This window comes from Christiangramia flava JLT2011 (assembly GCF_001951155.1).
Taxonomy (GTDB): domain Bacteria; phylum Bacteroidota; class Bacteroidia; order Flavobacteriales; family Flavobacteriaceae; genus Christiangramia; species Christiangramia flava.
In genome coordinates, this window is the sequence record NZ_CP016359.1 from 1,774,976 (window position 1) to 1,801,664 (window position 26,689).

Below are 26,689 nucleotides of genomic sequence, written 5' to 3' on the forward strand. Positions count from 1 at the left end.
TATTTTTATTGCTGAAATTCTTTTTCCTAGATTAATCGAATTTATTGCTCAGGTCCTCAAAAGTACCGGTTACCATACCCCCGCTGTTGATCTTCACTTCCCCAGTCACGTAAATGGAGGAATCATCTCCAACGAATTCCAGAATCCCGCCACTGCTGATGTAAAGATCACCGTAAATGGTCATATTTCCGGAGATCTTCAGTTTGCTGTCTGAATTGATCACGAGATTTTCTGAATTTTTCTGATTTCCCAGCGTGAAGTTCCCATTCATATTCAATGAGCTCTGGCTGGCCAGATTTGTGCTTTTTTCCACGATCAGGTCTCCACACACATTCAGGGTTCCGTTCACGTTCAAATGTTTCAGGTTCACCAGACCGCTGTAAGAAACCTCCACGTCAGATGGAATCGTAAGATTTTTATCACCGGTATAGATGTCATAGCTTTCGCAATCCAGGAACGAGTCAGAAACCGCCGTATCGTCGCTGGTAAGAATTCTTAAGATATGCAGTCCCGTTCCGGAAGCCAGGTATATATATTCCCCTTTAGCCTGAACAAAATTGGCGCTCCCGCTAATTTCGGCAATTCCTTCCCCAATGGTTCCGAAGCTGCTGTCCAGTTTCAGGATATCCAGCCCCGCGCCACCGTTAGCCATGTACACAAAATTTCCATCGGTTGAAACCGCATTCGTCACCTTGTCGCCCTCACTCACAAAAGTAGCATCCGGGTGCATTTTAAGAGGAAGATTTGCCAGCTCGGTATTACTGCTGAAATTATAAATTCCTGCTCCCTGGCCACCCTGTGAAATGATTACATTGTCGCCATACCAAGTAAGTGTTCTTTTAGATTCTGGTGTAAGATTGCTGATGGAAATGCTTGAAAGTTCATTGAAGTCGCTGTCATCCAGGCTGATATTCATCAACTTCCCTTCGCCTGATAGCATGGCTATGGATTCACCGTTGAATTCGCCATATCTGATGTCACGCTGGTCAAACTCCCTGTAACTCGAAAAATCCTGCGCGGTTGTAAAATTCTTCAAGGCGCCGGCAATTCCGTTGGCTCCACTCAGGAAAACCGTATTGTCATGATATTCGAAGACATGTACGCCGGCGTAACCGGAAATACCTTCGTCAATAGAAAAGTCTGAAGAAAAATTGCCGTTGGCGGTATTCACAAAACCGAGCAGCGTAAAATTACCATTATCACCACCATTTTCAGAAGCTCCTGTAAAAACGATAGTTCCAGTAGCATCGACGTAAAGAGAATTTATATCGGCATAATCAGTTTTCATCCTGCTTACCAAACGCGGCTCATATTTATTACTTACATCTACAATATCAATGGCTCCCATATAGGTTGCGCCTTCTTTATTATAGGAAACATAGGCGAAATCACCGCGTACATCCACATGGGTAGCGTGTAAGGCTGTGTTGTTGATCACAGGAGCCTCTAAATAGCCAATTTGTTCGATAGCGAACAAGGCTACGTCTGCAGCATCGCGATTAAGATCTGGAGAAGACACTCCAATGACACCGGTTTCATCAAACTTGATAGCCTGCTGAAGTTCTTCTTCGGAAGTGTTGGTTTTAAATTGCTGCTCCTGGAAATCTGTTTCAGAAGATTCGTCTTTTTGACAGGAGGTGAATAACAGGCCTGTAAGAAGGCCTAATTGTAGTACTTTTCGGTTCATAGTTGGTTAATTTGGGTAATCGAAAATAGACATTAATCTGGATGATGGCATCTAAAATCGTTGAAAACCAGCTATTTTCGTTGAAATGCGAATTTTCCTATAAGAAAAGTACTACGGAAAGCTATAAATAAGAAAACCGGATCGTAAGAACCCGGTTTTCAGTAAGCTGTCAAATTAACTATATAAACTTATTCGTGCGTATGATCGGCATCATGTTCTGAAGGATCTCCGGCTTCATCTTCCAGGATAGCCCCCTCTTCAATGATGATATCACCATCTACAATAAAAGTATGGTCCTGGTGGTCATGTCCCATCATGGTAAAGGTTCCACCGTTGTTAATGACCAGGTTTCCGGTAACATGAATATTCCCCTGGAATACGAAGTGTGAACCATAGTTGATTACCAGATCCTGAGGATCGTCAGCAGTTCCAATTTCCATATCTCCCATGAAATTGAACACTCCATAATAATGAGTGTTTACGGTATTGGCTACATGAAGACCTTCTTCAGCATACATATTAAGGGTTCCACCCACACTGATCTTGTTCAATTCTATAAAATGATCGCAGTACGACTGCTCCTTGTTCCTGGTCACGGTTAGATTTCCGTTTCCTTCGTAAGCAGAGCCACAGGAAAACCAGGCATTCGCTTCGAACCAGTCTGGTTCGTGGATTTCAGAACCAGGGCCGGTAAGTACCGGTTCGTGTATCTGGGCCGAAAGAGAGTCAAGCCTTACCGGCTCGTGAATTTTGGTAGATGCTGTTGCCGCTACGGTCTTTGGGAGGGGTAACTGGGCTTCATTTTCAGTAATAGAATCAGAAATTTCATCTTGCTGGCAGGCAGTAAACGTCATTGCCGCCACCATTCCCAGTAGGAGTAGTTTTTTGTTCATGACAAATTTGGTTAAATAGATTTGTGAAGGCTAAAGTAGTATATAAATCGATATAAAAGCAAATTAACTATAAAAAACTTACTTTCAGCGATTTAAAAACTTTAAAATGTAGGAAAAATCTTATTTAATCCAGTTTGTCTACCAGTTTATTAAACACCTTCTTAGGGTTTTTTCCCTCGTAGAGAATATTGTATACGGCATTGATAATTGGCGTTTTGGCTTTGAGTTCTTTATTGATCTTAAATGCGCTTTCTGTAGCATAATAGCCTTCCGCGACCATACTCATCTCCATTTGAGCACTCTTTACTGTATAACCCTTACCAATCATATTTCCAAACATTCGGTTGCGACTAAAAATAGAATATCCGGTAACCAGCAGGTCACCCAGATAAGCCGAATCGTTGATATTGCGCTTCATCTTGTGCACTTTTTTGATGAATTTCTTCATTTCGCGAATGGCATTGCTCATCAAAACGCTCTGAAAGTTGTCGCCATAACCCAGGCCGTGCGCAATCCCGGCAGCGATGGCATAAATATTCTTCAACATCGCGGCATATTCGGTACCAATCACGTCATCACTGATCTTACAGGTGATGTAGTCGCTGGATAGAAATTTGGCAACCAGTTCCGCTTTCTGTTCGTCATAACAGGCGACTGTCAAATAGGAAAGTCGTTCCAGTGCCACTTCTTCAGCATGACAGGGCCCGGTAAGCACTCCAATATTTTCCATGGGGACATCAAAATACCTGTTGAAATGTTCGCCCACGATCAAACTGCTTTCCGGAACAATTCCCTTAATGGCCGAAAAAACGACTTTATTTTCCAATGGAATTTGTAGCTCGTCCAGTTCTCTCTTCAGAAATGCGGAAGGGATCGCAAAAATGAGGTAATCTGATTCTTCTACGATCTTATTGATATCATTGCTCAGGTTCAGCTGAGAAACGTCGAATTCCACAGAACTGAGATAATTGGGATTATGTTCCTGTTTTTTGATGTGTTCCAGTGCGTATACACTGCGCATATACCAGTTCACCTTTTCCAGGTTTTCACATAACATCTTTACGATCGCGGTAGCCCAACTACCGCCGCCAATTACACCAAATCTGGGAGTTCCTTCCATAGTTTGCTTTTACTCCCTCAAAAATAGGCAAATTTCAAGGTTTTTAAAGTTTTATTGGTGTTTTAGTAGATGCGTTGCGTTATTCGTAAAAAAATATGGCTGAAAACTTTAACAATAATAATTTCAAAACATTACAATGCGAGCGAAAGAATGGGCGTTATACTAATGTCTTTTTCCTTCTCAAATAAAAATGAGAAGAAATTTTCTTAGTTTTTTTGGTTGGTTATTTAGTTGAAAAAACCGTTTCGCGAGAGGCGGTTTTTTTAATTTTTACAGTTTTTGCAAAATTTTAGCAAAGCTGTAAACAATTAACTTCCATTGCTTTTGTACATTTAACTATAATCAAAATGTAACCAACCAATGGGAATATTCTCCTTTATTAAAGACGCAGGTAAAAAGATTTTTGGAGTAGATAAAGAACGGGCTACTGATGCCGGCCGAAGTGACAAACTCATTAAAGACGAGAAAAAAGAAAATGAAAAGGCCGCCAAAAAGCTGGAGGAAACAATCAAAGATCTCAACCTGAAGGTCAAAAACCTGGATATTTTCATTGAAGAAGACATGGCGATCATCTCGGGAAGAGCGCTCGACCAGGCAACCCGGGAAAAAGTGGTGCTCGTCGTTGGGAATTCTGAAGGTATTGCACAGGTAGATGATAGAATGGATGTGGAAAATATCGAGCCAGAAGCGGTGTTCCATACCGTGGAACGTGGCGATACCCTGAGCAAAATTTCAAAAGAACATTATGGTGATCCCAATCAATATCCGTTGATTTTTGAAGCGAACAAACCCATGCTTCAGGATCCCGATAAAATATATCCAGGGCAGGTACTCCGTATTCCGCCTATGGAATCTAAAAGATAAAAAGACTGTTTAAGAGCTTTGAGGGTATTATACTGAGAGCAGTCGACGTTCTGGGCTTGTAGTTCCACCATGAAAAAAGTAGGTTCAATCAGCCACCAAGAATATTCAAGAGCAGGTTTTTAAACAGTCTTTTACCTCTCGGTTTTACCGGTAAAAGTTCATTTCGTCCAGGTATTCCCATACTTTATTAGGTAGCAATGGCCTTACATTCTTGCCGGCTTTGATGCTGTTGCGAATATGGGTGGCCGAGATCTCAATGATCGGGGCGTCGATCATATGGATCCTCGGATGTTTTGCCAGATCTTCAGTATTCGTCTCTTCGGAAATCCTTGGATAAACATAGATCTCATAATTTTCCAACAAAACCTCATAATTTTTCCATTTAGGAAGACCCTTCAAGTTGTCCTCTCCCATAATCAGGCAAAATTGTCTTTCGGGGAACTTTTCCTGGAGATGCGCCAGGGTATTCACCGTGTAATTGGGTTGTGGCAGGGAAAACTCGATATTACTGGGCTGTAATTTCGGGTAATCTTCACAGGCCCGGTAAACCATTTCCAATCGCTGGTTATTGTCCAGTAAGGTTTTCTTTTTCTTATGCGGATTATGTGGCGTGACCACCAGCCAGATCTCTTCCAGGTCTGAAAATTCAGCTAGGTGATTAGCAATGATCAGGTGGCCTATATGAATAGGGTTGAACGTGCCGAAAAACAGTCCGGTTTTCTTATGCATCGCCAGGCTTTACAGCGTTGGTGTAATTGGCTACCAGGTCGTAGGCCTCTTTCAGGGCGATATCCAGATTGTTGTTTTCAATGATAAAATCGAATTGTGGCGCGGTAGCCAGTTCAATGGAAGCTTTTGCGACCCGCATATTGATCTTGTCTTCGCTCTCGGTCTTTCGTTTTTTCAACCTGATCTTCAGTTCTTCGATACTCGGGGGCTTCACAAAAACGGCAAGCGTGCGTTCAGGATATATATTCTTGATATCCAGGCCTCCCACCACATCGATATCAAAGATCACGTGCTTGCCTTCTTTCCAGATCCTTTCCACTTCGCTTTTCAGCGTTCCGTAGAAATTATCACGATAAACCTCTTCCCATTCGAGAAATTCGTCGTTTTTGATCTTTTGCTTGAAGTCTTTCAGATTAAGGAAATAGTAATCTTTTCCATGAACCTCATTTTCACGGGGTTCTCTGGAAGTTGCCGAAATGGAAAAGTCTAGTTTCAATTCCGGGTGTTTCAATAAATGACGAACAATAGTGGTTTTTCCTGAACCGGACGGAGCCGAGAACACGATCAGTTTTCCTTCGTTCATTAAAGTACGTTTAAGATTTGTTCCTTGATTTTTTCCAGTTCATCTTTCATCTGCACCACGAGCTGCTGCATGGGTGCGAAATTGGATTTGCTTCCTATGGTGTTGATCTCCCGGCCAATCTCCTGTGAGATAAATGCCAGTTTACGACCGTTGCTCTCTGAAGAATTGATGGTTTTCAGAAAATAATCCAAATGATTTTCGAGTCTTACTTTTTCTTCAGTAATGTCAAATTTTTCGATATAGTATACGAGTTCCTGTTCAAATCGATTTTCATCAACCTGTTCCTTGATTTCGTCAATTCCTTTCCGAAGTCTTTCGCGTACCGCTTCCACGCGTTCCGGATCCATTTCGATCACTTGTTTTAAAAGTTCCTGAATATTATGAATACGAAGTTTCAGGTCTTTTTCAAGGGCTTCTCCCTCATCGTTTCTGAAATTATTGATCTCTTTCAGGGCATTCTGCACCGCTTCCTCGATCGCTTTGAATTCCTCCTCATCGATCTCTTCGCGCTCTGTTTTCAGGGCATCGGGCATTTTTACGGCCATTTTCAGCAATTCCACATCGCTGGTGTCTACCAGTTTTTTCAGTTGCTCCATATAGGCTTTAACCACTTCCGTATTCACATTAGTAGAGGTTTGCTCGCCTGTGTATTCCACGAAAATTGACAAATCAACCTTGCCGCGACCCAACGAGTTGGAAATAAGCGTGCGCAATTCCAGTTCCTTTTCACGATACTGTGAAGGGATGCGCGCGTTTAGGTCAAAATTCTTGCTATTGAGCGATTTCAGCTCTACGGTGATCTTTTTGTTGGGAATTTGAGAGATGCTTTTCCCGAAGCCTGTCATGGATTGAATCATTCCTGCATTTTAAAAGCTTGCGCAAAGATAATCAATTCTATAGCACTACCAATTGTCAGGAAGACGTGGCTTACAGCGAATTCAGAAATTCCAGGCACCTTTTCTCATGGTAAAAATGAGTTCCGGGAAGCACGAATCCTACGTGCCCGCCATGTTCCGGGGTCTCCAAAAATAGTTCTGCGGAATTTTCTGCAAGGTGCTGCGGGTAACATGAAGGCGATAAAAAACTGTCATTTTTGGCATTCAGGATCAGGGCTGGTCGCTGCAGGTTTTCCAGGAACTGAAGCGAGCTGGACTTGTCGTAATAGTCAGCTGCGTTCTCGAAACCATGTGCTCGCGAAGTATAGAGTTCATCGATGTCACGAAGGGAGTTACAGGCTTTGATGGTGTCTTTGGAAATGTATTCGGGAAATTTTTCTGCCCGCTGCAGCAGGTTTTGTTTCAGGTTTCTTTCAAAACGGCTGGAGTAGATAAAATTTCTCATACGATTGATGGCGCCCAGCGAACCCGCAAGGTCACAGGGGACTGAAATTGCCGCCCCGCCAATTATTTCCTTCGGAATACTTCGGTTTTCACCAAGATATTTCAGGCTGATGTTTCCGCCGAGACTGAAACCGCAAATGGCTATTTTGTCAAATTGTTTTAAATGCAGTACGTGGAGCACTACTTCCGCAAGGTCATCGCTGGCGCCGGCATGATAACTTCGGAATTTTCGGTTCATCTCCATACTGCAGCCGCGCAAATTCAAGGCTAAGGCAGTCCAGCCGTGCAGATTAAAAATGCGTGCCATTCCCTTCATGTAAGGTCGGTTGGCATTCCCGGCCAGCCCGTGAAGCAGTATAATGATCTTTTTGCTTCCGAAAACCCTGCTCCATTCGAGGTCCAGGAAATCGCCGTCACTAAGTTCGAGACGCTCTTTTTCAAATCCCGGATCGGGAACCTGGCGCAAGGTAGCGGCATAGATCGTGGAAATATCAGGATTCCTGAAAATCCCTTTCGGGTTATAGGTTGACCGAATAATGGGCATACATCGAATTTAATATAAACTTATCGAAAATTTATTATGCATGCATACTATTAATTGGTAGTTTTGATAAAAAAGCAGCATGTACAGCAAGCAATTTGAAGTTCGTTGGAGCGATCTTGACGCTAACCGACATCTGGCCAATTCGGCTTATATGAATTTTATGAGTCATACCCGTATGGGTTTTTTAATGGAAAATGGCTTCGGTCAAAAAGAACTGGCCGCTTACAATCTCGGGCCGGTAGTCTTTTACGAAAGTATTTATTATTTCAAGGAGATCTTCGGGGGGCAGCCGGTTACGGTAAGCCTGGAGCTGAAAGGCCTTTCTGAAGATGGAATGTACTTCGAGTTTGTTCATAATATGTACGATTATAAAGGCCGTCATTGTGCCTCCTGCGAAATGATGGGCGCCTGGATCGATCTGAAAGCCCGTAAACTGACGGCATTACCAAAGGAGCTGTATCAAAAGTTCGATTCGATTGAACATTCAGCAGATTTCAGAGTGCTTACCAGTAAAGATACCCGGGCGCATGGAAGAATGCCGCAGGATCTCAGCGCGGAAGAACTTCAGAATATATAAAGTATGCACACTGAACTAACAGATGTATGGTACGCCTGTTATGGTTCCAATATCTGCGAAGACCGGTTTTTGTGTTACATCAACGGGGGAACTCCTGCCGGTGCGAAAAAGCATTTCAAAGGTTGTGAAGATCGAACAAAACCTAAGGATTCCAGGGCATTTACCATTCCGCATGAGGTTTATTTTGCGAAGGAATCAGCGACCTGGGATGGTGGCGGGATCTGTTTTCTGAATCCGGAGAAAAGCAACAAACAATCCCTTGGAAGGGTTTACCAGATCGGGGTCTCACAATTCAAAGACCTAGTGAGGCAGGAGCTTATTTTTGAAGGGGTGATAGAGATCGATTTTGAGGCACTTCGGAAAAATGGTTCTTATAATTGTTTGCCGAACGGGCGTTACGGCGAATTGCTGTATCTCGGGGAGCTGGAAGGGAAACCGGTCATTTCTTTTACCAGTCCGCTGTACCTTTCCGAAGAGATCAATGCTCCAAGCGCGGCGTATTTGAAAACGATCGCCAAAGGTCTTCAAGAGATTTATGATATTGATAAAGAGGGTTTGATCGAATATTTCAGCGAACTGGAAGGGATAAAAAACACTTCCGCTGCTCCCAAACTTTCTAAGATTCTATCATAAGCGGACTCCGGAAAATGGTCATTTTTATGGCCTGTTGCAATATTTTCGGAATATTGGCAATATGAACTTTATGACAAAGTTTTCGGAAAGCCAGAAGAATTCTGCTGTTTACGCATTCGGTTTTCTTTTTCACAGTTGCAGCTTGTACCAGTCAGGATCTGTAAGTTTAAAAATAGCTTCGGAAAAAAGAACTGATGTCAAAATAACCGATACCGCCGGTCGCCGCTTGAAATTTAACTGGAACGAAAAATCTTGATACAGTTGTTATGGGATTACGGACGCCTGTTCCACATCTTACCAAAGCTGAAACGTCATGATACCATTCACCTGAAAAAAACCTTGCAGGCTTTGCCCTTGAGTAAAACGAAATTTCGCCTTCAGAAAAAGAATAAAGAAGTATTATTACTGGCAAATATCGCGATAATAGCCGTTGGGATTGTCGTTGTTCTTAGAGCATTAACTGTTCTCACCGGTAGCCCGATCGTAAAGACCTATCACTAATCAGTCACCGCGGCTTTTTTTGATTTTTTCTTGATGCTAACCATATACACTCCCACAAAAACCAGTAGTGCCGCAATGGCTTTGGTCATATTGAGTTCGTCGGCACCCACAGCGATCGCAAAACTGATGGCGATGAGCGGTTGCAAATAGATAAAAGCGCTGATGGTGGCAGCTGAAAGCTGCTTTAGCGCATAAATATTCAGCAAATAGGTCATGAATGTTGTGCCCAAAACCACATAGCTTAGCTTCCAGATCGCATCGAATGGGAGGTTCGCCCAGTCTACCGCGACAAATTCAGAATAGGTTACGGGCAGATTGATGAAAATGGCAATTAAGAACAACCATTTCATCAGGGTAATGGAATGGTATTTCTGCGTCAGCGGTTTTACCAGTATGAGGTAAAGCCCGTAGGAAAAGGCATTGACGATAAAAAGCATATTTCCAAGCGGAATATTCTCCCCATTTCCACCAGTTTCTTTGCTGAAAAGGATCAATACCAGTGCGCCGGCAAGTCCTATGATGATTCCAAGGCTTTTTAGCAGCGTAATGCGTTCTCCTATAAGAATGGCAGCAAGGATCAGCACCATCACCGGAGAAAGCGTGATGATCACCGAGCTATTGATTGGTGTTGACATGCTCAGTCCCTTGAAAAAAAACAGCATGTTGATCACCATCCCGAAAATGGCGCAACCTACAATTCTGGGCCAGTCACTGTTCGCGATCTTTTCTTTAGGAGCGAAAAAACTGAGAAGCCAGAATAGGATGGCGGCCCCGCTTACGCGCAGCAATATGAAGCCGAATGGCTCAATATATAGCGGCATGACACCTTTGGCGATCGTGTGGTTGATGCCGTAGATAGCGCTCGCACCGAATGCTGCAAGCAAAGCCAGGATCCGGTTGTTAGCCATGAATCGAGTTTTTGGCTTCCTGGGTGGTTTTAGCAGTATTTCCTATGAAAATTTTCTGATCGTTAATGATGACCGGGCGTTTCAGGAACGTATAATGTTCGAGAATAAGCTTTTTGTAATCTTCTTCTTTCAGCTGCTGATCTTTCAGGTTCCGTTCTTTATACAGCCTGGCTCTGCGGCTGAAAAGCGCTTCGTAACTTCCCGAAAGGTCCTTCATTTTTTCCAGTTGTTCCGCTGTGATCGGGTCTTTTTTGATATCCTGAAGTATAAAATCAGCCGGAGCTTCGATATCTTTTAAAATACGTTTACAGGTGTCACAGGTGGAGAGGTAGAAAATATGTTGCATGGCCAGAAAGTTTACCAGAAAATTAAAAAGGCAAAGATTGCACTTTTTGAGCAATCCCTGCCTTTAAATCATAAGCTTTTGAAGGCTTATGCCTGTTTTTTAGCCGAAGAAGTTTTTAAAAACTGCTCGATTTCAGATTTTGGATAAACCATTCGGAAATCACCGGCAGCGTAAGGAGCGATCTCGTAAGCATTATAATGCAGGATGACCTCGCTTTTGGAAAAGCCAATATTTGCTGGCAGGTGAAACTCATCATTTTCAAAGAACATTCCCGTACTGTTGATGTTGGAACCTTCAGGGATATGATGCTTTTCACGGAAGCGGTGCTCTACAAAATCCCTGAATTGCGCGGTAAACAGGTCGGTATTCTGAAGTTTTTTCCCGGTTTTGGCATCAAAATTCAGGTAATTCACACTTCGGTAACCGTGGGCGCCACCGGTAAACATATCGGTATTGAACTGCAGGCAGATCATGTTTTCATTCTGAAAGAGTGTTTTGCCGGTAATGGTCGCCTCCCATGGCAATTCATATTCGGGAAATTCTGAAGCGGTTTCCTGGTAGTTGGCGATGAAATTATCAACCAGTTCCTGCGGAGTCTTGGAACTTGACTCATCCTCGTAATCAACGGTATTCCGAATAAAATTCTGAATGCTTTTATTGATGCGGGCTGCGGCATCATCCTTTCCGAAGGCAATAGGATAATTGATGCTGATAAAAGTACATTCGCCCTGTTCCGGCTCGCAATCGTCCAGGCTTTTTTCTAATGTCTTGGAGTTGAAGCTGATAGTTGTGTTCTCGGTTTCGATCTTTTCATTTTTCTCATCGTTTTTACAGGAAAAAAACAAGCCCGCAACGACAAGAATAATCCATAATTTTCTCACAGCAATACGTATTAAAATCTGTATAAAGGTAACGGCAATTTTGTGATTGCCCAATAGCGCTGTACATTTGTTTATCAAAATTTTAGCAGATGAAATTCAATACGAAAACCATACACGGGGGACAGGAAAATGCAGATCCGGCATACAATTCTGTGATGCCGCCAATTTATCAAACCAGTACGTATTCCCAAAGCACTCCGGGAGGCCACAAAGGATTTGAATATTCCCGAAGTGGAAACCCTACACGTGCCATGCTCGAACAATCGCTTGCCAGTATCGAGAATGGAGAATATGGGCTGGCTTTTGGTTCAGGCCTGGCAGCGATAGATGCTGTGATGAAGCTGTTCAAGCCCGGCGATGAAATCATTTCGACCAATGACCTGTATGGTGGCAGTTACCGGTTGTTCACCAAGATCTTTGAAAACTTTGGTATCAAGTTCCATTTCGTGGGCATGCAGAACACCGATGGAATTGAAAAACTGATCAACGAGCATACAAAGCTTATTTGGGTAGAAACACCCACTAACCCGATGATGAATATTATCGATATCGAGGCCTTTTCGAAATTGGCTAAAAAGCACGGGCTCCTGCTTGCGGTAGATAACACGTTTGCCACGCCTTACCTGCAGCAACCGCTAGAACTTGGTGCAGATATCGTGATGCACAGTGCGACCAAATACCTTGGCGGTCACAGCGATGTGGTCATGGGCGGACTCGTGGTAAAAGATCAGGAACTGGCTGAAAAACTATATTTCATTCAAAATGCGAGTGGTGCCGTGTGCGGTCCCCAGGACAGCTTCCTGGTGCTTCGCGGAATCAAGACCCTGCATCTTCGAATGCAGCGGCATTGTGAAAATGGGGAAGCGGTGGCGAAATATCTAAAATCCAATCCGAAGATTGATAAGGTGTACTGGCCTGGCTTTGAAGATCACCCGAACCACGATATCGCAAAGAAACAGATGAAAGGTTTTGGCGGGATGATTTCCTTTACGACCAGGGAAAATACGCTTAAAAGCGCGACTGATATCGTGGAAAAACTGAAGGTCTTTACCCTGGCTGAATCGCTTGGAGGTGTGGAATCTCTCGCAGGTCACCCGGCAAGTATGACGCACGCTTCAATTCCTGCGGAAGAAAGGCAGAAAACGGGAGTTGTGGATTCCCTAATTCGATTGAGTGTAGGGGTGGAAGATGAGGAAGACCTGATTGCTGATTTAAAGCGGGCTATAGGATAAGAGAAAACCTGCATACTATAAAGAGAAACCGCTTCGGTAGAAGCGGTTTTTTTATTCTGAAATAAAGCAATTCTTAGAATGTTTTTGGACCATTAACGCCTGGAAGAAAAATTAAAATAGGCTTTGGAAAATCCTGATCAGTCTTTTTACTTCATTTTCTGAATTATAATGAACAAGGCTCACCCGCACGACACCGTTCTTTTCTTCCAGTTTTAAAGCTTTGATGAGTTTTTTAGCGTAAAAATCTCCAAATCGAATTCCGATACGGTGTGGATCAACTTTTTCCACTATTTCATCACTTCGGAAGTTTTCATGCACAAAACTGATGGTGGGAACCCGCCTGTGCCGGTCGCTTTCCGTAATACCTATAATGGTTATTTCAGGCACTGAGCGAAGGTAGGATAATAACAATTCAGCCAGTTTTTCCTCCTGCCAGGCCATCACTTTAAAGGCTGCCTGGATCTTGGAAGTAAAATTTTTGGCCTCATGGTCGTGAACCGTTCCCAGTTCTTCGTAGTATTCTAGAATTCCCAGTGTACTGTAGGTCAGTTCGAAATTGAAATTCCCAGGCTGTAATTTATACGGGATATCCGCCTTGCCAATAAAGTAATGATTCAGGCTGTCCAGCTTCTGCAGTTCCTCGAATCTACCATACATCACCGCCAGGTGAGGCCCATAGGTCTTATACCAGCTGAAAGTATAAAAGTCGGCATCGAGGTTCTGAACGTCTATTTGCCGGTGCGGGGCATAAGCCACACCATCCACGCAAATCAAAGCGCCGGCGTCGTGCACGGTCTTCGCAATTTCTTTTATGGGATTAATTGAGCCTAAAACGTTGGAGGCATGCGTTACGGCAACCAGCCTGGTTTTTGGACTCAAAAGCTTTTGTAGATCAGCGATCTCCAGTTCCAGCGTTTCTTTATTGACTTCCCAGGTCTTTACGATGATCCCGCGTTCCTGAAGGGCCGTCCACGGCGAAACGTTGGCTTCATGATCAGTATTGGTGACGATCACTTCCTCTCCAGCTTGCCATTGGGAAGAGATGCTCAGGCTCAGCAATTTGAGTAACATGGTCGTTGAGGAACCAATCACCACTTCTTCCGGTCGGGAAGCATTCAGGAATTCTGCAATCCTGTTCATGGTGTAGCGCAATTTCTGGCCTGCTTCTGCTGAAACTTTATAGGAGGCTCCTAACTGAACATTATGGTGTACCAAATACCCGCTGATGCGTTCGATCACTTTTCCCAGAGCCTGAGAACCGCCGGCATTGTCCATGAATACAAAATCCTTCTGGAGTGCCGGGAATTGATTTCTTACGTATTCAAGGTCGATCATTTTCCGAGTAAGCTTTCATTGAACAATTTCAGAATACGGGAATATTCATCGGTCCAGCTGCTTGGCTCCACAAAACCGTGATTTTCGACCGGGTAAACGGCCATTTCCCAGTTGTCTTTATGCAGTTCGATCAATCGTTGCGCCAGTCTTACCACATCCTGGAAATGCACATTGGTATCAACCATCCCGTGTGCGATCAACAGGTCGCCTTCCAAACCTTCCGCGAAATAGATCGGGGACGAACGGCGATAGGCTATGGGATCTTCTGAAGGTTCGTTCAGGATATTGGAGGTATAGCCGTGGTTGTAATGTGCCCAATCGGTTACGGAACGCAATGCGGCACCGGCTTTAAAGGTTTCCGGCTGAGTGAACATTCCCATCAGGGTAATAAACCCACCGTAGCTGCCGCCATAAATCCCCACTTTTTCCGGGTCGATATCATAATTTTCCACCAGGTATTTTACACCATCAACCTGGTCGCTGAGGTCTTTTCCGCCCATATGGCGATAAATGCCCGTTCTCCAGTCACGCCCATAACCCGCACTTCCGCGGTAATCGATGTCTATAACGGTATAGCCAAGATCGGTAAGCAAATTGTTGAACATATATTCTCTGAAGTAGCTGGACCACCATTTATGCGCATTCTGAAGATATCCTGCACCATGTACGAATACCACTGCGGCGCCATTTTTTGCATTTTCCTCGGGAACATATAATCTGGCCGGAACCATGGCGCCATCTTCCGCTTGAAACCGAATGATCTCTGGCTCTCTCCAGTTATATTGTTTGAATTCAGCCGATTGTCCGCTGGTGAGTTGTTTCGCATCTGAATTGCTTCCGGTCTCTTTCAAATACAATTCCCAGGGCTGGTTGATATAAGAATGATAAACGGCCATGTATTTCTCGTCTGGTGAAAGAGAAACGTCGTTGTTGCCGGTCATGCTGGTGAGTTTTTCCATTTTTCCACCCATCAGTGGCATGCGGTAAAAATGTCTTTCGCCAGGATCTACTTCAGAAGTCGTGAGATACCAGTGCTTTTTATCATTTGAAATAAACGGATCGAAAACCTCAAAATCGCCTTTGGTCAGGTCTTTTTTCTTCCCATTTTGAGTATTCAGAATATAAAGATGGGAGTAGCCGCTCTCTTCGCTTTGGAAATAAATATTCTTATTGTCTGGCAACCAGCCCATGGTCTGGTAACCGTAGTACGTATAACCAATTCCCGGGCCTGCCAGCCAGGCTTCATCACGCTGGTGATCGAGGGTTTCAAGTTTGCCGGTTTCCAGGTCCAGTGTCACGATCCAGCGATCCTTATTATCAGTAGAACGAACATTAATAATCGCATTCTCGCCATTTTCTGAAAAGTATACGGAATTTGGGATGACCTGCCGCGGGGTTTCTTTCCAATCTCTTTCAGGATAATCGGCCGCGTAATCGGGCAGTTTTGAAATTCCTGGTAAACCGGAGAAATCGATCTGCAGTGCGGTGTCTTTTTCAATTTGATACAATACCATTTCTGCGGAATATTTCATGTCGCCCACTTTGCTTCTTGCCGGGAGGTCTACCGTGTAACCGCTGGCATCTACGTAGTTTGGAACCTCAGTGTTTTTTCCGCGTTCGCGTTCGATCACGTTAAAAGTGACAAATTTGGCATTTGGTGAAACCGTAAGATCGCCAAGGTCTTTTCCTTCGAGGTAGAAAGTGTAATCTGGCTCGTCTTTGATCGCATTGCGGTAAGCTTCAGAACTTTCTTTTTTTTCTTTTCTTTCCTGTACCACTTCCAGCAATTCCAGGTTCTCGTCTTCCAAAAACTGGTCTTTGGCTGATAATTTTTTTTCTGAATTTTTCCTGGAAGCGCCCTGCTTGTCTATGTGTGTGAGTTGCAGTACCGTACCGGCTTTCAGATTATAAATAAATGCGTTATCCTCGATCTGGAAAGCAACTTTGGTTTCATCTGCCAGGAATTGAGGGTTTTCAATCCTGCCCGGTAGATCGAGAAGTTCTTCCTTCTTCCTGTTTGCTGAAACGTATAGGAATAAATTGCCATTTTCAGCATAGACCTTTCGGGAACGATCAGCATTAAAATCACCGCGGCGAGGCACCAGTTCTTTCTCTTCTGAAGCAGACACCTTTAAGATCTTTTCAGGATGGTTGATGTTGATGCGATAAAGAGAATCGCTTTCATTTACTTCCGGATTGTAATCGAAATAGATATTCTGGCTATCATTTCCCCAGTAAACGGCACTTGGGAAATTCCCCATCCATTTCGGGTCTTTCATGATCTTTTCAACACTGAGTTCAGAGGTTTGGGCAAATGCTGCGGCTGTTCCGGCAAGCATCAGGGCGAAGACAAGAAGTCTTTTTGTCATAATTTCAAATTTGGAAAAAGTTTAGAAAGTCTGGCCTTTTTAGGTGCTCCAAGATAATTAAATTTAGATTTTCTTTAAACTTTTAAATACCTGAAGGGTCAAAAGCCTGGAGTTTTAAGAAAATTCCGAACTTATATACCTTAAATAACCAATCCAAACATGTTGAAAATTACTAAAACCTTGATGCTCTCTGCGGTATTTGCCACGGCGGGTGTTTTTGCACAGACGCAACAGGAAATCGTTGAAAAGATCACTGCGGAAGCCAATGAAAACAGTCAGTTAAAAGAACTGGCACATGAATTACTGGACGTGGTAGGACCGCGACTGGTAGGATCTCCGCAAATGAAACAGGCCCACGACTGGGCGGTCGCAAAATATGGAGAATGGGGAATCCCGGCTGAAAATCAGCAATGGGGAAAATGGAAAGGCTGGAAACGCGGTATCACGCATGTAGACCTGGTCGCTCCGAGAGTGGTGAGCCTGGAAGCCAGGCAGCTGGCCTGGAGCCCTTCTACAGGCAAAAAACCGGTAACTGCCGAGGTAGTCGTTCTTCCGGAAGCGACAGATTCGCTTGATTTTGTGGAAAAATTAAAACAGGTAAAAGGTAAATTCGTGATGATCTCCATGCCACAACCAACTGGAAGGCCTGATGATAACTGGGAAGAATGGGCAACGGAAGCTTCTTTTGAAAAAATGAAAGCCGAGCGGGATTCGCTGGGGAAACTCTGGGATACTCGTACCGGGAATACGGGTCTAGACAGGCGCGAACTTCCGAAGGCATTGGAAAAAGCCGGTGCTGCGGGGATCATTTCATCTTACTGGTCTCGTGGTTTTGGCGTGAATAAGGTCTTTTCAGCGTATACTGAAAAGATCCCGACAATTGATATGGCCCTGGAAGATTATGGATTACTATACCGGCTGGCAGCATACGGTGATAAGCCACAGATTCGGGTAGTGGCAGAATCAGAAAACCTTGGTGAAATGCCAACTTTCAACACGATCGCTGAAATAAAAGGTACTGAAAAACCGGAAGAATATGTGATCCTTTCGGCTCATTTCGATAGTTGGGACGGCGCTACCGGCGCTACTGATAATGGTACCGGGACGCTTGTCATGATGGAAGCTATGCGAATCCTGAAAAAACTCTATCCAAATCCTAAAAGAACCATTCTAGTAGGTCATTGGGGAAGTGAAGAGCAAGGGCTGAACGGTTCACGATCTTTTGTAAAAGATCATCCCGAAATCGTGGAAAATGTCCAGGCAGTTTTCAACCAGGATAATGGAACCGGACGAGTGGTCAATATTTCCGGAAACGGATTTCTAAATGCCTACGACTACCTTGGAAGCTGGCTGTATGCCGTACCGGATGAGGTAAGCGAACATATCGAGACGAATTTTCCAGGAACTCCGGGGAGGGGTGGTTCAGACTACGCATCGTTTGTAGCTGCAGGAGCTCCCGCTTTTAATTTAAGCTCCCTGAGCTGGTCTTACTGGAATTATACCTGGCATACCAACCGCGATACGTACGACAAGATCGTTTGGGATGACCTTCGGAATAATGTGATCTTAACCGCAGTTCTGGCCTATATGGCCAGCGAAGATCCAGACAGAACTTCGAGGGAAAAGATCAATCTGCCTATGAACAGGAGAACTGGGGAACAAATGACCTGGCCTGAAGCCCGGGAAGGTAACCGCGACGGAACTGATAACTGATTAAATAAAAGCCGGATGAAAATCCGGCTTTTTTCTCTCGTCTAAAATTCAGGGATTTTACCCATGGTAGTTATTTTCCTTTATTTACCTGAAAAACAGTTAATTGTGTAAATTTGGGGTTTAACCAAACACGCGATCAAAATGAAAAATCCAAAATTTATTTTGTCGCCCCAATCCCTGCTTTACACCTTCCTATTAGTAACTTTTCTATTCAGTTGCCAAACCGAAATTATTCCCGAGGAAAATTTCCAGTCTGTAGATTTGAAAGTGGCAAATTCCAATGATTTCTATGGTCCTGCCGTACCTTTTGGCAATGGTGTAGTTCGAAGTTTTTTAAGCCTTACCAAGGAAGGAAATCCCGTTGCTGTAGGCCTTGAAATTTCTGAAAAAGCCATGCGGAAACTGCCTGATCTGGATGCTGAAATCATCCTGGAATTGCCTAAAAAGGCGGAAGATCTTATTATTGATCATATCGCTTTGGGATGGAATCCCATGGGGCATGAACCGCCAGGAGTGTACGATCTGCCTCATTTCGATATGCACTTTTACTGGATTCCTGAAGAGGACGTCTTGGCGATCAACAGCCCAGACCTGGCTGAAAAATTACCAGCTTCCATGTTCTGGCCGGAAACCTATTTTGATACACCAGGTTATGTGCCTATGATGGGTAAGCACTGGTTGAGCGCCCTTTCCCCGGAATTAGCAGGGTCGGTTTTTGATCATACTTTCATCTATGGTTCTTATGATGGGAACTTCATCTTCTATGAACCCATGATCACCTGGGACTTTTTGAACAATAGGGAATTTGAAGATCATTATAGCATTCAACAGCCAGAAAACTTTGCCAGGACTGGCTACTACTATGCCGCTTCTTATCAGATTCGTTTTGATGAACAGAAAAAGGTCTACCGCATTGCATTTACCGATCTTTTCTGGGAATAAAAAAAGCCATCTTCAGGATGGCTTTTTATCGTTTTATTAATTCAAAGCGGCTCCCACAGGAATACTGCAATCGTGGCCGGGTTGCCCATGCGGCGGATTGATTGCCGGGGTATTTGGCTGGATGCGTACCGGTGACTGCAACTGCTGTTGCTGCATGGCATCAGTGTTTGCCAGTGGGGCTCCTACTGGCAGGTCGCAGCGATGCCCTTCTTTACCATGTTCAGGATTGTATTTTAATTCGGTCTTCTCAGTGGAAGTTTCAGCGGTATTAGTCGCTGGCTGCTGGGCGGTTGATACAGGAGTTTCCTTTTTTTCCTCCTCTTTACAGGAGGTGAAAACTGCAAGACATAATACCAGAATTGCTAAGATTTGAAAGATTTTCATAAGCCTATAATTTTATTCGGTGATACTTTTTATTTCTTCTTCGGAAAGATTCAGCAAACCGGAAGGTGGAAGGCGAAAGATCATTTTCCGCCAGTTATCGTCCTGCTCAAAGATCTTTTCAAAGATGGGTTTTGCTTCCTCAAGTCGGCCACTGTTAGCCAGGGCAACGGCTTTCCAAAATTTCATTTCGAGATTATCTGGAAACATTTTTTCTGCAGTGCCATACTCCAAAAGGGCTTTTTCCATGTCGTTAGCTTCTACAGCAAGGTCGCCCCTGTTCATGTGTTCGTAAGCTCGATGCACCTTCAGCAGCCTGGCAAGTTCCTGGATAGGATTCGCGCTGTCGTCTACGCGAAGATCGATCTTCTTTTCTTCCCATTCTTTATCAGTTTTATCGGGACCTACCACGATGAGTGCGGCTGATTGTTTTCCGCGGATATCGCCACCGGCTTCCTGAGCGGCCTGAAGGACTTTGACTATTCTTTCCGCAAGAGGAAGATCGGGATTCATTGCAAATGTTTCGGCCATAGCCGGAACTACCCGGTCGTTCAGCATCATATTAGCCTGAACGGAAAAGTTTTTTCCCTGCATATCTTCTGCAGATTCCACGCATTTTTCCCCGGTATACGCTGAAACATTTCCAGTAGCGTCGAGGAAAGCGACCTGCCTGTAAGCACGGCCTTCATCTTTTTCGATGAGGCGGGTCAGGGCTTCTTCCGCAGCAATTCCTTCATCCATCAGTGCCAGACCTTCCGGTCCATACGCGGGATTTACAAAAGACTGAGTCGCCACGACGCCAACGCCTGCCTTTCCCCAGGAGACCAGGGAGCCGACAGAGAACCAGTGGCTCTGTATGGCGACGGCCATTTCGCCTGTTAGGGTATCACGGGCAACGATCGAAAAGGTATGGGCAAAAGCCTCTTTATCGATCCCGGCGTTCTGAGCGTTCACGGAAAAGATTCCTGTAAGCAGGAAACAAAATAGCATAATTTTTTTCATGATCTTCAGCTTGTTGGAAGCTAAAGATAGGGAATCCGCATCATTTTCAGAAGCTATGGATCAAACTAACCTGGAGGTTGTTCTTTACGGAATTTTCGGTTACCTGGTTGAGAGCTCCCAACTGGACTTTCAGGTTTTTAGAAAGCGCATAACCAAGCGCGCCATATAACCAGTTTCGATCAAAAAGCCCCACTTCACGTCCATTCCCGATATGAGTCTGACCATTGATGAAGATCTCGTCAAAAATCGCGAGGTAGAAACCTGTCGCTCCATGTTCATTTTTAGTGATTGGAATAGTAAATGCCGCGGCATAGCGCACCCGGGTTCTGAAATCCTGGTCTTCCACCCATCGTTCTTCCAGTCGTAAGCGGTGATTCAGGCTCATAAAACTGCCCACCTTCTGGGGAAAATTGATATCCTGAAAAATACGATGTTCCATACTGGTGGTTTTGGCATTTCCTTCCGGGCCATTTACAAAATAAGAGTAACCGAACGCCGCCTTTATTTCCGGGATTGGCTGGTAGGTCAAAGCACCACGAAGAATAGACTGCTGGAAATCGCCACCCAGCTGCCAGTCGCGATATTGCGCATCTGCCTGAATACCAAATTTGGAATCCTGGATTTGGTGATTTAAAAAATACATATACCACGCACCCCATTTAGAATCGTGTTCCTGCGCAAAAGTGCTGGCACCGAATAAAAGTAAAGGAAGCAGTACTAAATAGGCATTTTTCATGGAGATTTTTGGGCAAATATAAACGCAGTATCTATTCCCGCCCAAATTATTCTTTGATGGATATCACATTCAGATAAGCAGGGCCGCCATCAATTGGATAGCCTTCTATGCTGGTGGCCGTAAGAGTGACCTGCTTCTGTTCGTAGCGAGTGAGGTCTATACTGTCGCTTTTTAAAGCAAAATTTTCGGTTGCTGTCTCCAGGCGATGAGTGCCGTACTGATAACTGGTGATACCGGCTGGCTTGACGGTGCCGGTGTACTCCTTGGTTTGTTGCTGGGGCCCACTGCCACATGCGGTCATCAAGATCATTAAAAAGCTTACTGGTAGGGATCGTATTGCTTGCATCATCATTATTTTAAGGAATTCTGAAGTTAGGTAAAGACCTACGGAAAAGAAAAGAATTAATCCTAAAATCTGGTTTTTAATTTCTGCGTGAAACAGTTATTTTTGCGGGAGTCTTTGGCCTCATAGTTCAATGGATAGAATAGAAGTTTCCTAAACTTTAGATCCAGGTTCGATTCCTGGTGAGGCTACTTTAATAATAAGACCCTGAAATTCTTCAGGGTTTTTTATTGACAGAGACTTTCGGCTTCTTAACACTTCTTTGAACTTCCTGCTAAGTTTTCGCTAAATAACTTCTGCTTAACAAACCTTCCACTGAAGCTTTTCTAATTTTGATCAAAACCAAAAATTGAAGAATATGAAAATGAGAAAAGGAGCATTTCTGTTGTTATTAGCAGCCGGGATGCTATCGAATGTCAATGTAAATGCACAATCTGACATGGAAGATCAAAAAACCGATGAGCAGGTTGTGGATCATGATAAAAAAGCGAAATTGATCGAGGACGCCGAACTGGCAAGTGAGTTATTTGTAGAAAACAGTACGAATCTTTCTGAGTTAATGGATAAAGCCGCTGGCTATGTAATTTTTCCGAATGTTGGAAAAGGAGCTTACATTTTAGGTGGTGCCGCTGGGAACGGGGTGCTGTTCGAAAATGGCAAAGTGGCTGGTTTTGCCGAAATGCGCCAGTTGGACGTGGGATTGCAAATTGGTGGTCAGGCTTATCGCCAGATCATTTTGTTCCAGACTGAAAATGAGTTGAACAAATTCAAAGAAGGTAATTATAAACTTTCGGGAAATGCTTCCGCAGTCGTTATTAATAAAGGAAAGGCAAAAGCGGTAGAGTTCAATAACGGAAGGGCGATCGCCACGATGCCGAAGGCTGGTGCGATGGTCGAAGTTTCAGTTGGTGGACAAAAATTTGATTACAGCGATCAATAGCCATTCTGATTTCCGTAGTAATTCAAAACCTCCTTTTACAGGAGGTTTTTTATTTTAACAATTGTTGATATGTGTGTTGACAGTTTTCTGAAGGCTAAGTGTTTGAAATTGGGTTAATTGCTAATTTGCCTGCGGGTTTTCGCCTGAATTTAAATCAGCGTCAAACCTCATCAACTACAACCAAAATGAAATATTTGCTATACCAGGCGAAGCTGTTGGATGGTTTCAACCTCGATACTAAAATTCGCATTGTGGGCTGGATCTCTAAATTGCTTTTCCTGCTGTTCATTGCCTTAGTGGTTTTCTGGTTAACTTCCAGAGTCACGCTTTTGATGCCTTCTGTAACAGAGCCAACAGTAATTATGGAAAGCAGGGCAGGTTTTGATCCGCCAATACCTTTCTAAATAAAAAAGCGGCAAGATTTTTCTTGCCGCTTTTTTTAGTAACCCGATCAATTTATTTTAGAAGTCAAAGTTAAAGGTGAAATTCAGCCTTCCGCCTTCATCTCCCACATAATAGCCAATATTTCCGGTAAATGCTTTGAACGCGTTTATGAAAATAGAGCCTCCATAATCGGTATGCCAATCATTGCTGTTATCTTCATCCAACCATACGCGACCGTAGTCAAAACCTACGCTGGCACCCATTCTTAAGGGGATGAAATTGGTTCTAAACTGGGTGATTCCACTTCGTAGATCAATATTTTGATAAAATGCGTATTTCCCATTAAAACGCTCGTTTCTGTATCCTCTTAGGCTATTTGTATTTCCACCACCAAGTTGGGCAGCATGGTAAAATTCATAATTATCACCAATGATTGCTTCCCCGCCAATTTTTGTAGCTATCGCGGCGAAACCACTTTCGTGTAGCGGATAATCTAATGCCAGCATCGGCCTGATGTATGCGAACTCGTTCTGGTGGTCATCAATATTCGTTTTATATCCGGCCGTTAGGTCCAGTTCCATTCCGCGGGAAGGAAAAGCAGCCCGGTCCTTATTCCAGTAATTATAGTTTAGCTCGCCACCAGCGTATATCTGACTGTCAAAAACCGGATTGGTTGGTGCAAAAGTATCAGCTACAAACCTGCCTTCGTCATAATCCACCTCAATAGATTCGATCATGGGTTTTATGGTAAACGATGTGGTTGGGTTATTTCTCCAGATCAAGGATGGAGCGAAACGCCATTGCTGGATCTTCACGCGGTTATAATCTTTTGCCACCTCATCAGGATCATATTGTGAATCGTTTCCGCTTCCGAAGTAATTCAACGTGAAGTTCGGGCTGGAATAATAGGCATTCAACCCGAAGTTCCAGTTATAAAAAATATGCGCAAATTCCGCAGTATAATTTACATCAAAGCCCTGAGTGGTAAAGAAATAGTTTGCAGAGAGGCTTTGTCTCGTGGTAAACGGGTTGCGCGCCAGACCATAAGTTGTGTACGTATTTTTCAGGCCTAATTTTAAACCAACATCCGAATTGAAATCGGCACTTGGGAAAAGTGTATACTGCCTGATCCTTTTCTTCTTAGGATCGTAATTATTGATATCGTAGGAATCTACCAGCATTTTTCGAGCGCCAGGAGTTTTAATAGTGTTGTCCTTGCTCTTATAATCATATAGTTTGGCTTTCTTCTTATTCTGAAAATCATACACATCATTTTCCTCCCCTCCAATAATTTTCAGTGGAAGCAACGAAGAGCCTTCACCGGTGATCTGGAACTCATCATCTCCATCGAGACCATACACCCAAACCATCCTGGTATCCTTAGAATCGTATGTTTTTTCAGCGATGACCTCACCATCTTCATCCTTTACTTCGATAGTGGTAATGCCATTTGGTTTCCGGGTAATGAGAAAGTGGTCATCATCTTCCGTCCCGATAAACATATCAAATTCCGCAAGGTGCTTGTAATATTCCCTGGCGATCTTTTCAAGATTGCCTCTTCTGGCTTTCAGGGTTTCCTTGATTTGCGTGGTATAAGAGTCGTTCTGAATGCCTTCCGGAAGGACGGCAAAGGCATTTTCAATGGCATCATCAGTAATATGCTCCTGTATATAATTTACCTGTTCCTGCCAGTCTTCCCAACCTGCATTTCTGATAAAGGCTTCATCTATGGAATACGCCGCTGTGTTAAACCATTTTGGATGTTTTACCATATCGGTATAATTTTCCAAAGCGCGGAACTGCGGAAAGCCCAGTTTTAACAGTGAAAGCGCAAATCCGTCATTTTTTGGGAATACCTGGTCACGGTCTTTGGCAATTGGAAGGTATTTCTTTTTGCCATTTTCATCTTCAAATTCAGCCCACTCGTACTGGCCGTCATGACGGTCCCAGTCACCCATGAGCATATCCAGCAATCGGGCACGGATAAAAAGATCTTCGTCGATATAGGCATCCTTGCTCTCCCTGATTTCTTTGAAAAGATCAGCGGTATTTAGAATATCGTCCGGTTTTCCGAAGACTTCAAGATCTTTATTTTCACCTCCCACGTGTTCTTCCCACATATACAGTTCGTCACCGTATTCCTGGTTGAAAATGCCTAAGGCCTCCTGCTTCGGAACATAATATAATTTAGAGTCGGGGTGATAAATGCCTACTTCATCCATCAGTCTTCCGGCCGGAAAGGTTCCGTAAGGAAAGGCAGTGGTATAAAAATCCTGTACATAGCGTTCGGCCACGGTGTTTTCTAGAAAATCTTCGACGTAATGGGTGGTAACTACTGAAGTTTGCAGGTATTGCAGAGCACTTTTTTTCAGGGCTCTCAGCGTATATTCGTGATCCTCGTCATCTTTAAAACCAAGGGATCTTGACTGGTGACCACCACCGGCACCCAAAACTTCCAGGTTTCCGGGGATTGTATCCAGATAGAGCACCGGGAATTCGAATTCTCTACTGTATAGCGGTCTGTAATGTTCTCCCCAAATTGCGCGATAAAGTCCGTCTTTATCCGTTTCTTCTTCGGAATAAACTGAAGTGATTTTTGTGGCACCAATTTTCGTATTCGGCCAGTTAACTTCTGAAAGTTTTGGTCTTTCTCTTGATATTTGTTGAGATTGCAATTCTTCTGTGCCTGACTCGGTACTTTTGAAATACGTCACTTCAGAACTACCATCTTTAAAGACTGACATTTTCGCAAATCCAAGGTCAGAATAGGCAAAATCTCCGTGCCGTTTAATAGGCTTTGCTTTTTTGGGATTTTCAGTGGTACCCGCAATGATCTGCTCTATTCCATCATCCTGAACGAACTGAATATTTTGATCTTTTCCGGAAAGGAAAATCACGTCATTGTATTGCTGTGCGAGAGTAGCTAATGTTCCCATCAGTTCATCCAGTTGGGGATTACGCGGTGTTTGGGTTCCATAACCGATGATCTTTTGAAAAAATCCAATTTTTGAATTGGTCATTACCGGATGATACACTGCAACCAGTACGGTTTTCATCTGGTTATCTTCCAATTCATCGTTGAACTCTTCCCGAAACTGGGTTCTGGTTTTGATCTCACATTTTTTATTGATGTAAGGGTGATCATCCCAATTTTCCAGGTACCATTGAGAATCGATCATGATGAGTTGCACATCATCACTCAGGCTTTCGCTTTCTATGGGACACCCGTCATTAGGCCAGAAGTCAACATCTGCTTCGGCGTTATCCTGTAAAAATGATTCCAGGTCATCAATATTGTCCGGTGCATCGTTCTGCCACTCGTTATATCCAGGCGTGAAGACTACTTTTCCCTTAAAATCTTTTACCAGATCAAGAATGTTCTTTTGAAGATATTCCTCTACCTCTTCCCGGCCATTATCTTTGTTTGGAAAACCGCCTTCAGGAGTTACATTTCCAATTATCACTAGGGTCGAAGAATCCTCTTTTTTGGAAGCTTCTACGATTTGAGAGAGAATCTGCCTATTGGTTTCGTTGGTGCGAAGACCGGTATTGGAAGTGATATAAACAGAATGTTCCACTTCTTTGGTTTGCGCGGTGGCTGCAGTCGCAATGAGTAAAAAGATACCAGCCAGAAGGGAATTCCAGAAAAATCGATCCGTAATTTTTGAGAACATAGAGTGTATGATTGGTAAATAGTAGTTAGCTG

At 43.7% G+C, this 26,689-nt stretch carries 26 protein-coding genes and 1 tRNA gene; 10 read left to right on the forward strand and 17 right to left on the reverse strand.

Annotated elements, in window-relative coordinates:
• Positions 1–31: 31 nt before the first annotated feature.
• The 3 genes from GRFL_RS07640 to GRFL_RS07650 all read right to left on the reverse strand — a co-directional run bounded on the left by GRFL_RS07640 (position 32) and on the right by GRFL_RS07650 (position 3,700).
• On the reverse strand, positions 32–1,687 hold the full coding sequence (locus GRFL_RS07640; RefSeq protein ID WP_083644054.1) for an LVIVD repeat-containing protein: 1,656 nt from the start codon (positions 1,685–1,687) through the stop codon (positions 32–34).
• Between the two features lie 188 nt (positions 1,688–1,875).
• Positions 1,876–2,580: a hypothetical protein gene (locus GRFL_RS07645; RefSeq protein WP_083644055.1), complete on the reverse strand. Its 705-nt coding sequence runs from the start codon at positions 2,578–2,580 to the stop codon at positions 1,876–1,878.
• 124 nt (positions 2,581–2,704) lie between these two features.
• On the reverse strand, positions 2,705–3,700 hold the full coding sequence (locus tag GRFL_RS07650; RefSeq protein WP_083644056.1) for an NAD(P)H-dependent glycerol-3-phosphate dehydrogenase: 996 nt from the start codon (positions 3,698–3,700) through the stop codon (positions 2,705–2,707).
• Positions 3,701–4,060: 360 nt separating this feature from the next.
• Here GRFL_RS07650 and lysM point away from each other — a divergent pair, with 360 nt between their 5' ends.
• Positions 4,061–4,564, forward strand: coding sequence for a peptidoglycan-binding protein LysM (lysM, locus tag GRFL_RS07655; RefSeq protein WP_083644057.1), 504 nt, complete (start codon positions 4,061–4,063; stop codon positions 4,562–4,564).
• Between the two features lie 144 nt (positions 4,565–4,708).
• Here the strand turns inward: lysM and nadD are convergent, their stop codons facing one another.
• The 4 genes from nadD to GRFL_RS07675 form a co-directional block, all read right to left on the reverse strand.
• A complete protein-coding gene (nadD, locus tag GRFL_RS07660; protein ID WP_083644058.1) occupies positions 4,709–5,293 on the reverse strand; it encodes a nicotinate (nicotinamide) nucleotide adenylyltransferase in 585 nt (194 codons plus the stop codon).
• On the reverse strand, positions 5,286–5,876 hold the full coding sequence (gene gmk / locus GRFL_RS07665; RefSeq protein WP_083644059.1) for a guanylate kinase: 591 nt from the start codon (positions 5,874–5,876) through the stop codon (positions 5,286–5,288). Before gmk ends, nadD begins: the two co-directional genes overlap by 8 nt.
• Positions 5,876–6,733: a YicC/YloC family endoribonuclease gene (locus GRFL_RS07670; RefSeq protein ID WP_083644060.1), complete on the reverse strand. Its 858-nt coding sequence runs from the start codon at positions 6,731–6,733 to the stop codon at positions 5,876–5,878. The genes gmk and GRFL_RS07670 overlap by 1 nt, the downstream gene beginning before the upstream one ends.
• 70 nt (positions 6,734–6,803) lie before the next feature.
• Positions 6,804–7,760 carry a YheT family hydrolase gene (locus GRFL_RS07675; protein ID WP_083644061.1) on the reverse strand — a complete coding sequence of 319 codons (957 nt, stop codon included), beginning with the start codon at positions 7,758–7,760 and terminating at the stop codon, positions 6,804–6,806.
• A gap of 79 nt (positions 7,761–7,839) precedes the next feature.
• Here GRFL_RS07675 and GRFL_RS07680 point away from each other — a divergent pair, with 79 nt between their 5' ends.
• The 3 genes from GRFL_RS07680 (at position 7,840) to GRFL_RS07695 (ending at position 9,471) form a co-directional block, all read left to right on the forward strand.
• On the forward strand, positions 7,840–8,337 hold the full coding sequence (locus tag GRFL_RS07680) for an acyl-CoA thioesterase (protein WP_083644062.1): 498 nt from the start codon (positions 7,840–7,842) through the stop codon (positions 8,335–8,337).
• Positions 8,338–8,340: 3 nt separating this feature from the next.
• Positions 8,341–8,970: a hypothetical protein gene (locus tag GRFL_RS07685; RefSeq protein ID WP_083644063.1), complete on the forward strand. Its 630-nt coding sequence runs from the start codon at positions 8,341–8,343 to the stop codon at positions 8,968–8,970.
• 252 nt (positions 8,971–9,222) lie between these two features.
• A complete protein-coding gene (locus GRFL_RS07695; protein ID WP_083644065.1) occupies positions 9,223–9,471 on the forward strand; it encodes a hypothetical protein in 249 nt (82 codons plus the stop codon).
• Here GRFL_RS07695 and GRFL_RS07700 read toward each other — a convergent pair.
• The 3 genes from GRFL_RS07700 to GRFL_RS07710 all read right to left on the reverse strand — a co-directional run bounded on the left by GRFL_RS07700 (position 9,468) and on the right by GRFL_RS07710 (position 11,606).
• The gene (locus GRFL_RS07700; RefSeq protein WP_083644066.1) at positions 9,468–10,379 is read right to left on the reverse strand and encodes a DMT family transporter; all 912 of its coding nucleotides are present in this window, start codon (positions 10,377–10,379) and stop codon (positions 9,468–9,470) included. The two genes, GRFL_RS07695 and GRFL_RS07700, sit on opposite strands and share 4 nt — an antisense overlap.
• Positions 10,372–10,725 (reverse strand): arsenate reductase family protein, encoded by a 354-nt coding sequence (locus tag GRFL_RS07705; RefSeq protein WP_083644067.1) that lies wholly within the window; start codon positions 10,723–10,725, stop codon positions 10,372–10,374. The genes GRFL_RS07700 and GRFL_RS07705 overlap by 8 nt, the downstream gene beginning before the upstream one ends.
• A gap of 86 nt (positions 10,726–10,811) precedes the next feature.
• Complete coding sequence (locus GRFL_RS07710; protein WP_139839182.1) at positions 10,812–11,606, reverse strand: DUF3298 and DUF4163 domain-containing protein; 795 nt, start codon at positions 11,604–11,606, stop codon at positions 10,812–10,814.
• Between the two features lie 89 nt (positions 11,607–11,695).
• Here GRFL_RS07710 and GRFL_RS07715 point away from each other — a divergent pair, with 89 nt between their 5' ends.
• Positions 11,696–12,838 (forward strand): cystathionine gamma-synthase, encoded by a 1,143-nt coding sequence (locus tag GRFL_RS07715; RefSeq protein WP_083644069.1) that lies wholly within the window; start codon positions 11,696–11,698, stop codon positions 12,836–12,838.
• Positions 12,839–12,949: 111 nt separating this feature from the next.
• On the opposite strand, the gene GRFL_RS07720 is transcribed toward GRFL_RS07715, so the two are convergent.
• Entirely contained in the window at positions 12,950–14,173 is a 1,224-nt protein-coding gene (locus GRFL_RS07720) for a cysteine desulfurase-like protein (protein WP_083644070.1), read from the reverse strand.
• Positions 14,170–16,542, reverse strand: a complete 2,373-nt coding sequence (locus tag GRFL_RS07725; RefSeq protein WP_083644072.1) for a S9 family peptidase — start codon at positions 16,540–16,542, stop codon at positions 14,170–14,172. The genes GRFL_RS07720 and GRFL_RS07725 overlap by 4 nt, the downstream gene beginning before the upstream one ends.
• Positions 16,543–16,701: 159 nt before the next feature.
• On the opposite strand from GRFL_RS07725, the gene GRFL_RS07730 reads away from it, so the two are divergent.
• Positions 16,702–18,255: a M20/M25/M40 family metallo-hydrolase gene (locus GRFL_RS07730; RefSeq protein WP_083644073.1), complete on the forward strand. Its 1,554-nt coding sequence runs from the start codon at positions 16,702–16,704 to the stop codon at positions 18,253–18,255.
• 141 nt (positions 18,256–18,396) lie between these two features.
• The gene (locus GRFL_RS07735) at positions 18,397–19,197 is read left to right on the forward strand and encodes a DUF5602 domain-containing protein (protein ID WP_083644075.1); all 801 of its coding nucleotides are present in this window, start codon (positions 18,397–18,399) and stop codon (positions 19,195–19,197) included.
• A 36-nt stretch (positions 19,198–19,233) separates the two neighbouring features.
• Here the strand turns inward: GRFL_RS07735 and GRFL_RS07740 are convergent, their stop codons facing one another.
• From GRFL_RS07740 to GRFL_RS07755, 4 genes are read right to left on the reverse strand one after another with little or no spacing between them, the layout of a single operon-like run.
• Positions 19,234–19,581, reverse strand: a complete 348-nt coding sequence (locus GRFL_RS07740; protein WP_083644077.1) for a hypothetical protein — start codon at positions 19,579–19,581, stop codon at positions 19,234–19,236.
• A 12-nt stretch (positions 19,582–19,593) separates the two neighbouring features.
• A complete protein-coding gene (locus GRFL_RS07745; RefSeq protein ID WP_083644078.1) occupies positions 19,594–20,580 on the reverse strand; it encodes a DUF1028 domain-containing protein in 987 nt (328 codons plus the stop codon).
• 46 nt (positions 20,581–20,626) lie between these two features.
• Positions 20,627–21,316 carry a DUF2490 domain-containing protein gene (locus GRFL_RS07750; RefSeq protein ID WP_083644079.1) on the reverse strand — a complete coding sequence of 230 codons (690 nt, stop codon included), beginning with the start codon at positions 21,314–21,316 and terminating at the stop codon, positions 20,627–20,629.
• A gap of 46 nt (positions 21,317–21,362) precedes the next feature.
• The gene (locus GRFL_RS07755; RefSeq protein ID WP_157492998.1) at positions 21,363–21,668 is read right to left on the reverse strand and encodes a hypothetical protein; all 306 of its coding nucleotides are present in this window, start codon (positions 21,666–21,668) and stop codon (positions 21,363–21,365) included.
• A 110-nt stretch (positions 21,669–21,778) separates the two neighbouring features.
• Between GRFL_RS07755 and GRFL_RS07760 the strand changes: the two genes are divergently transcribed.
• The 3 genes from GRFL_RS07760 to GRFL_RS07770 all read left to right on the forward strand — a co-directional run bounded on the left by GRFL_RS07760 (position 21,779) and on the right by GRFL_RS07770 (position 23,003).
• Positions 21,779–21,850 (forward strand) — tRNA-Arg (locus GRFL_RS07760).
• A gap of 167 nt (positions 21,851–22,017) precedes the next feature.
• Complete coding sequence (locus GRFL_RS07765) at positions 22,018–22,599, forward strand: lipid-binding SYLF domain-containing protein (RefSeq protein ID WP_236995901.1); 582 nt, start codon at positions 22,018–22,020, stop codon at positions 22,597–22,599.
• 185 nt (positions 22,600–22,784) lie between these two features.
• Positions 22,785–23,003: a hypothetical protein gene (locus GRFL_RS07770; protein WP_086047634.1), complete on the forward strand. Its 219-nt coding sequence runs from the start codon at positions 22,785–22,787 to the stop codon at positions 23,001–23,003.
• 57 nt (positions 23,004–23,060) lie between these two features.
• Here GRFL_RS07770 and GRFL_RS07775 read toward each other — a convergent pair whose 3' ends face one another.
• A complete protein-coding gene (locus GRFL_RS07775; protein ID WP_179946857.1) occupies positions 23,061–26,657 on the reverse strand; it encodes a BamA/TamA family outer membrane protein in 3,597 nt (1,198 codons plus the stop codon).
• Positions 26,658–26,689 lie beyond the last annotated feature (32 nt).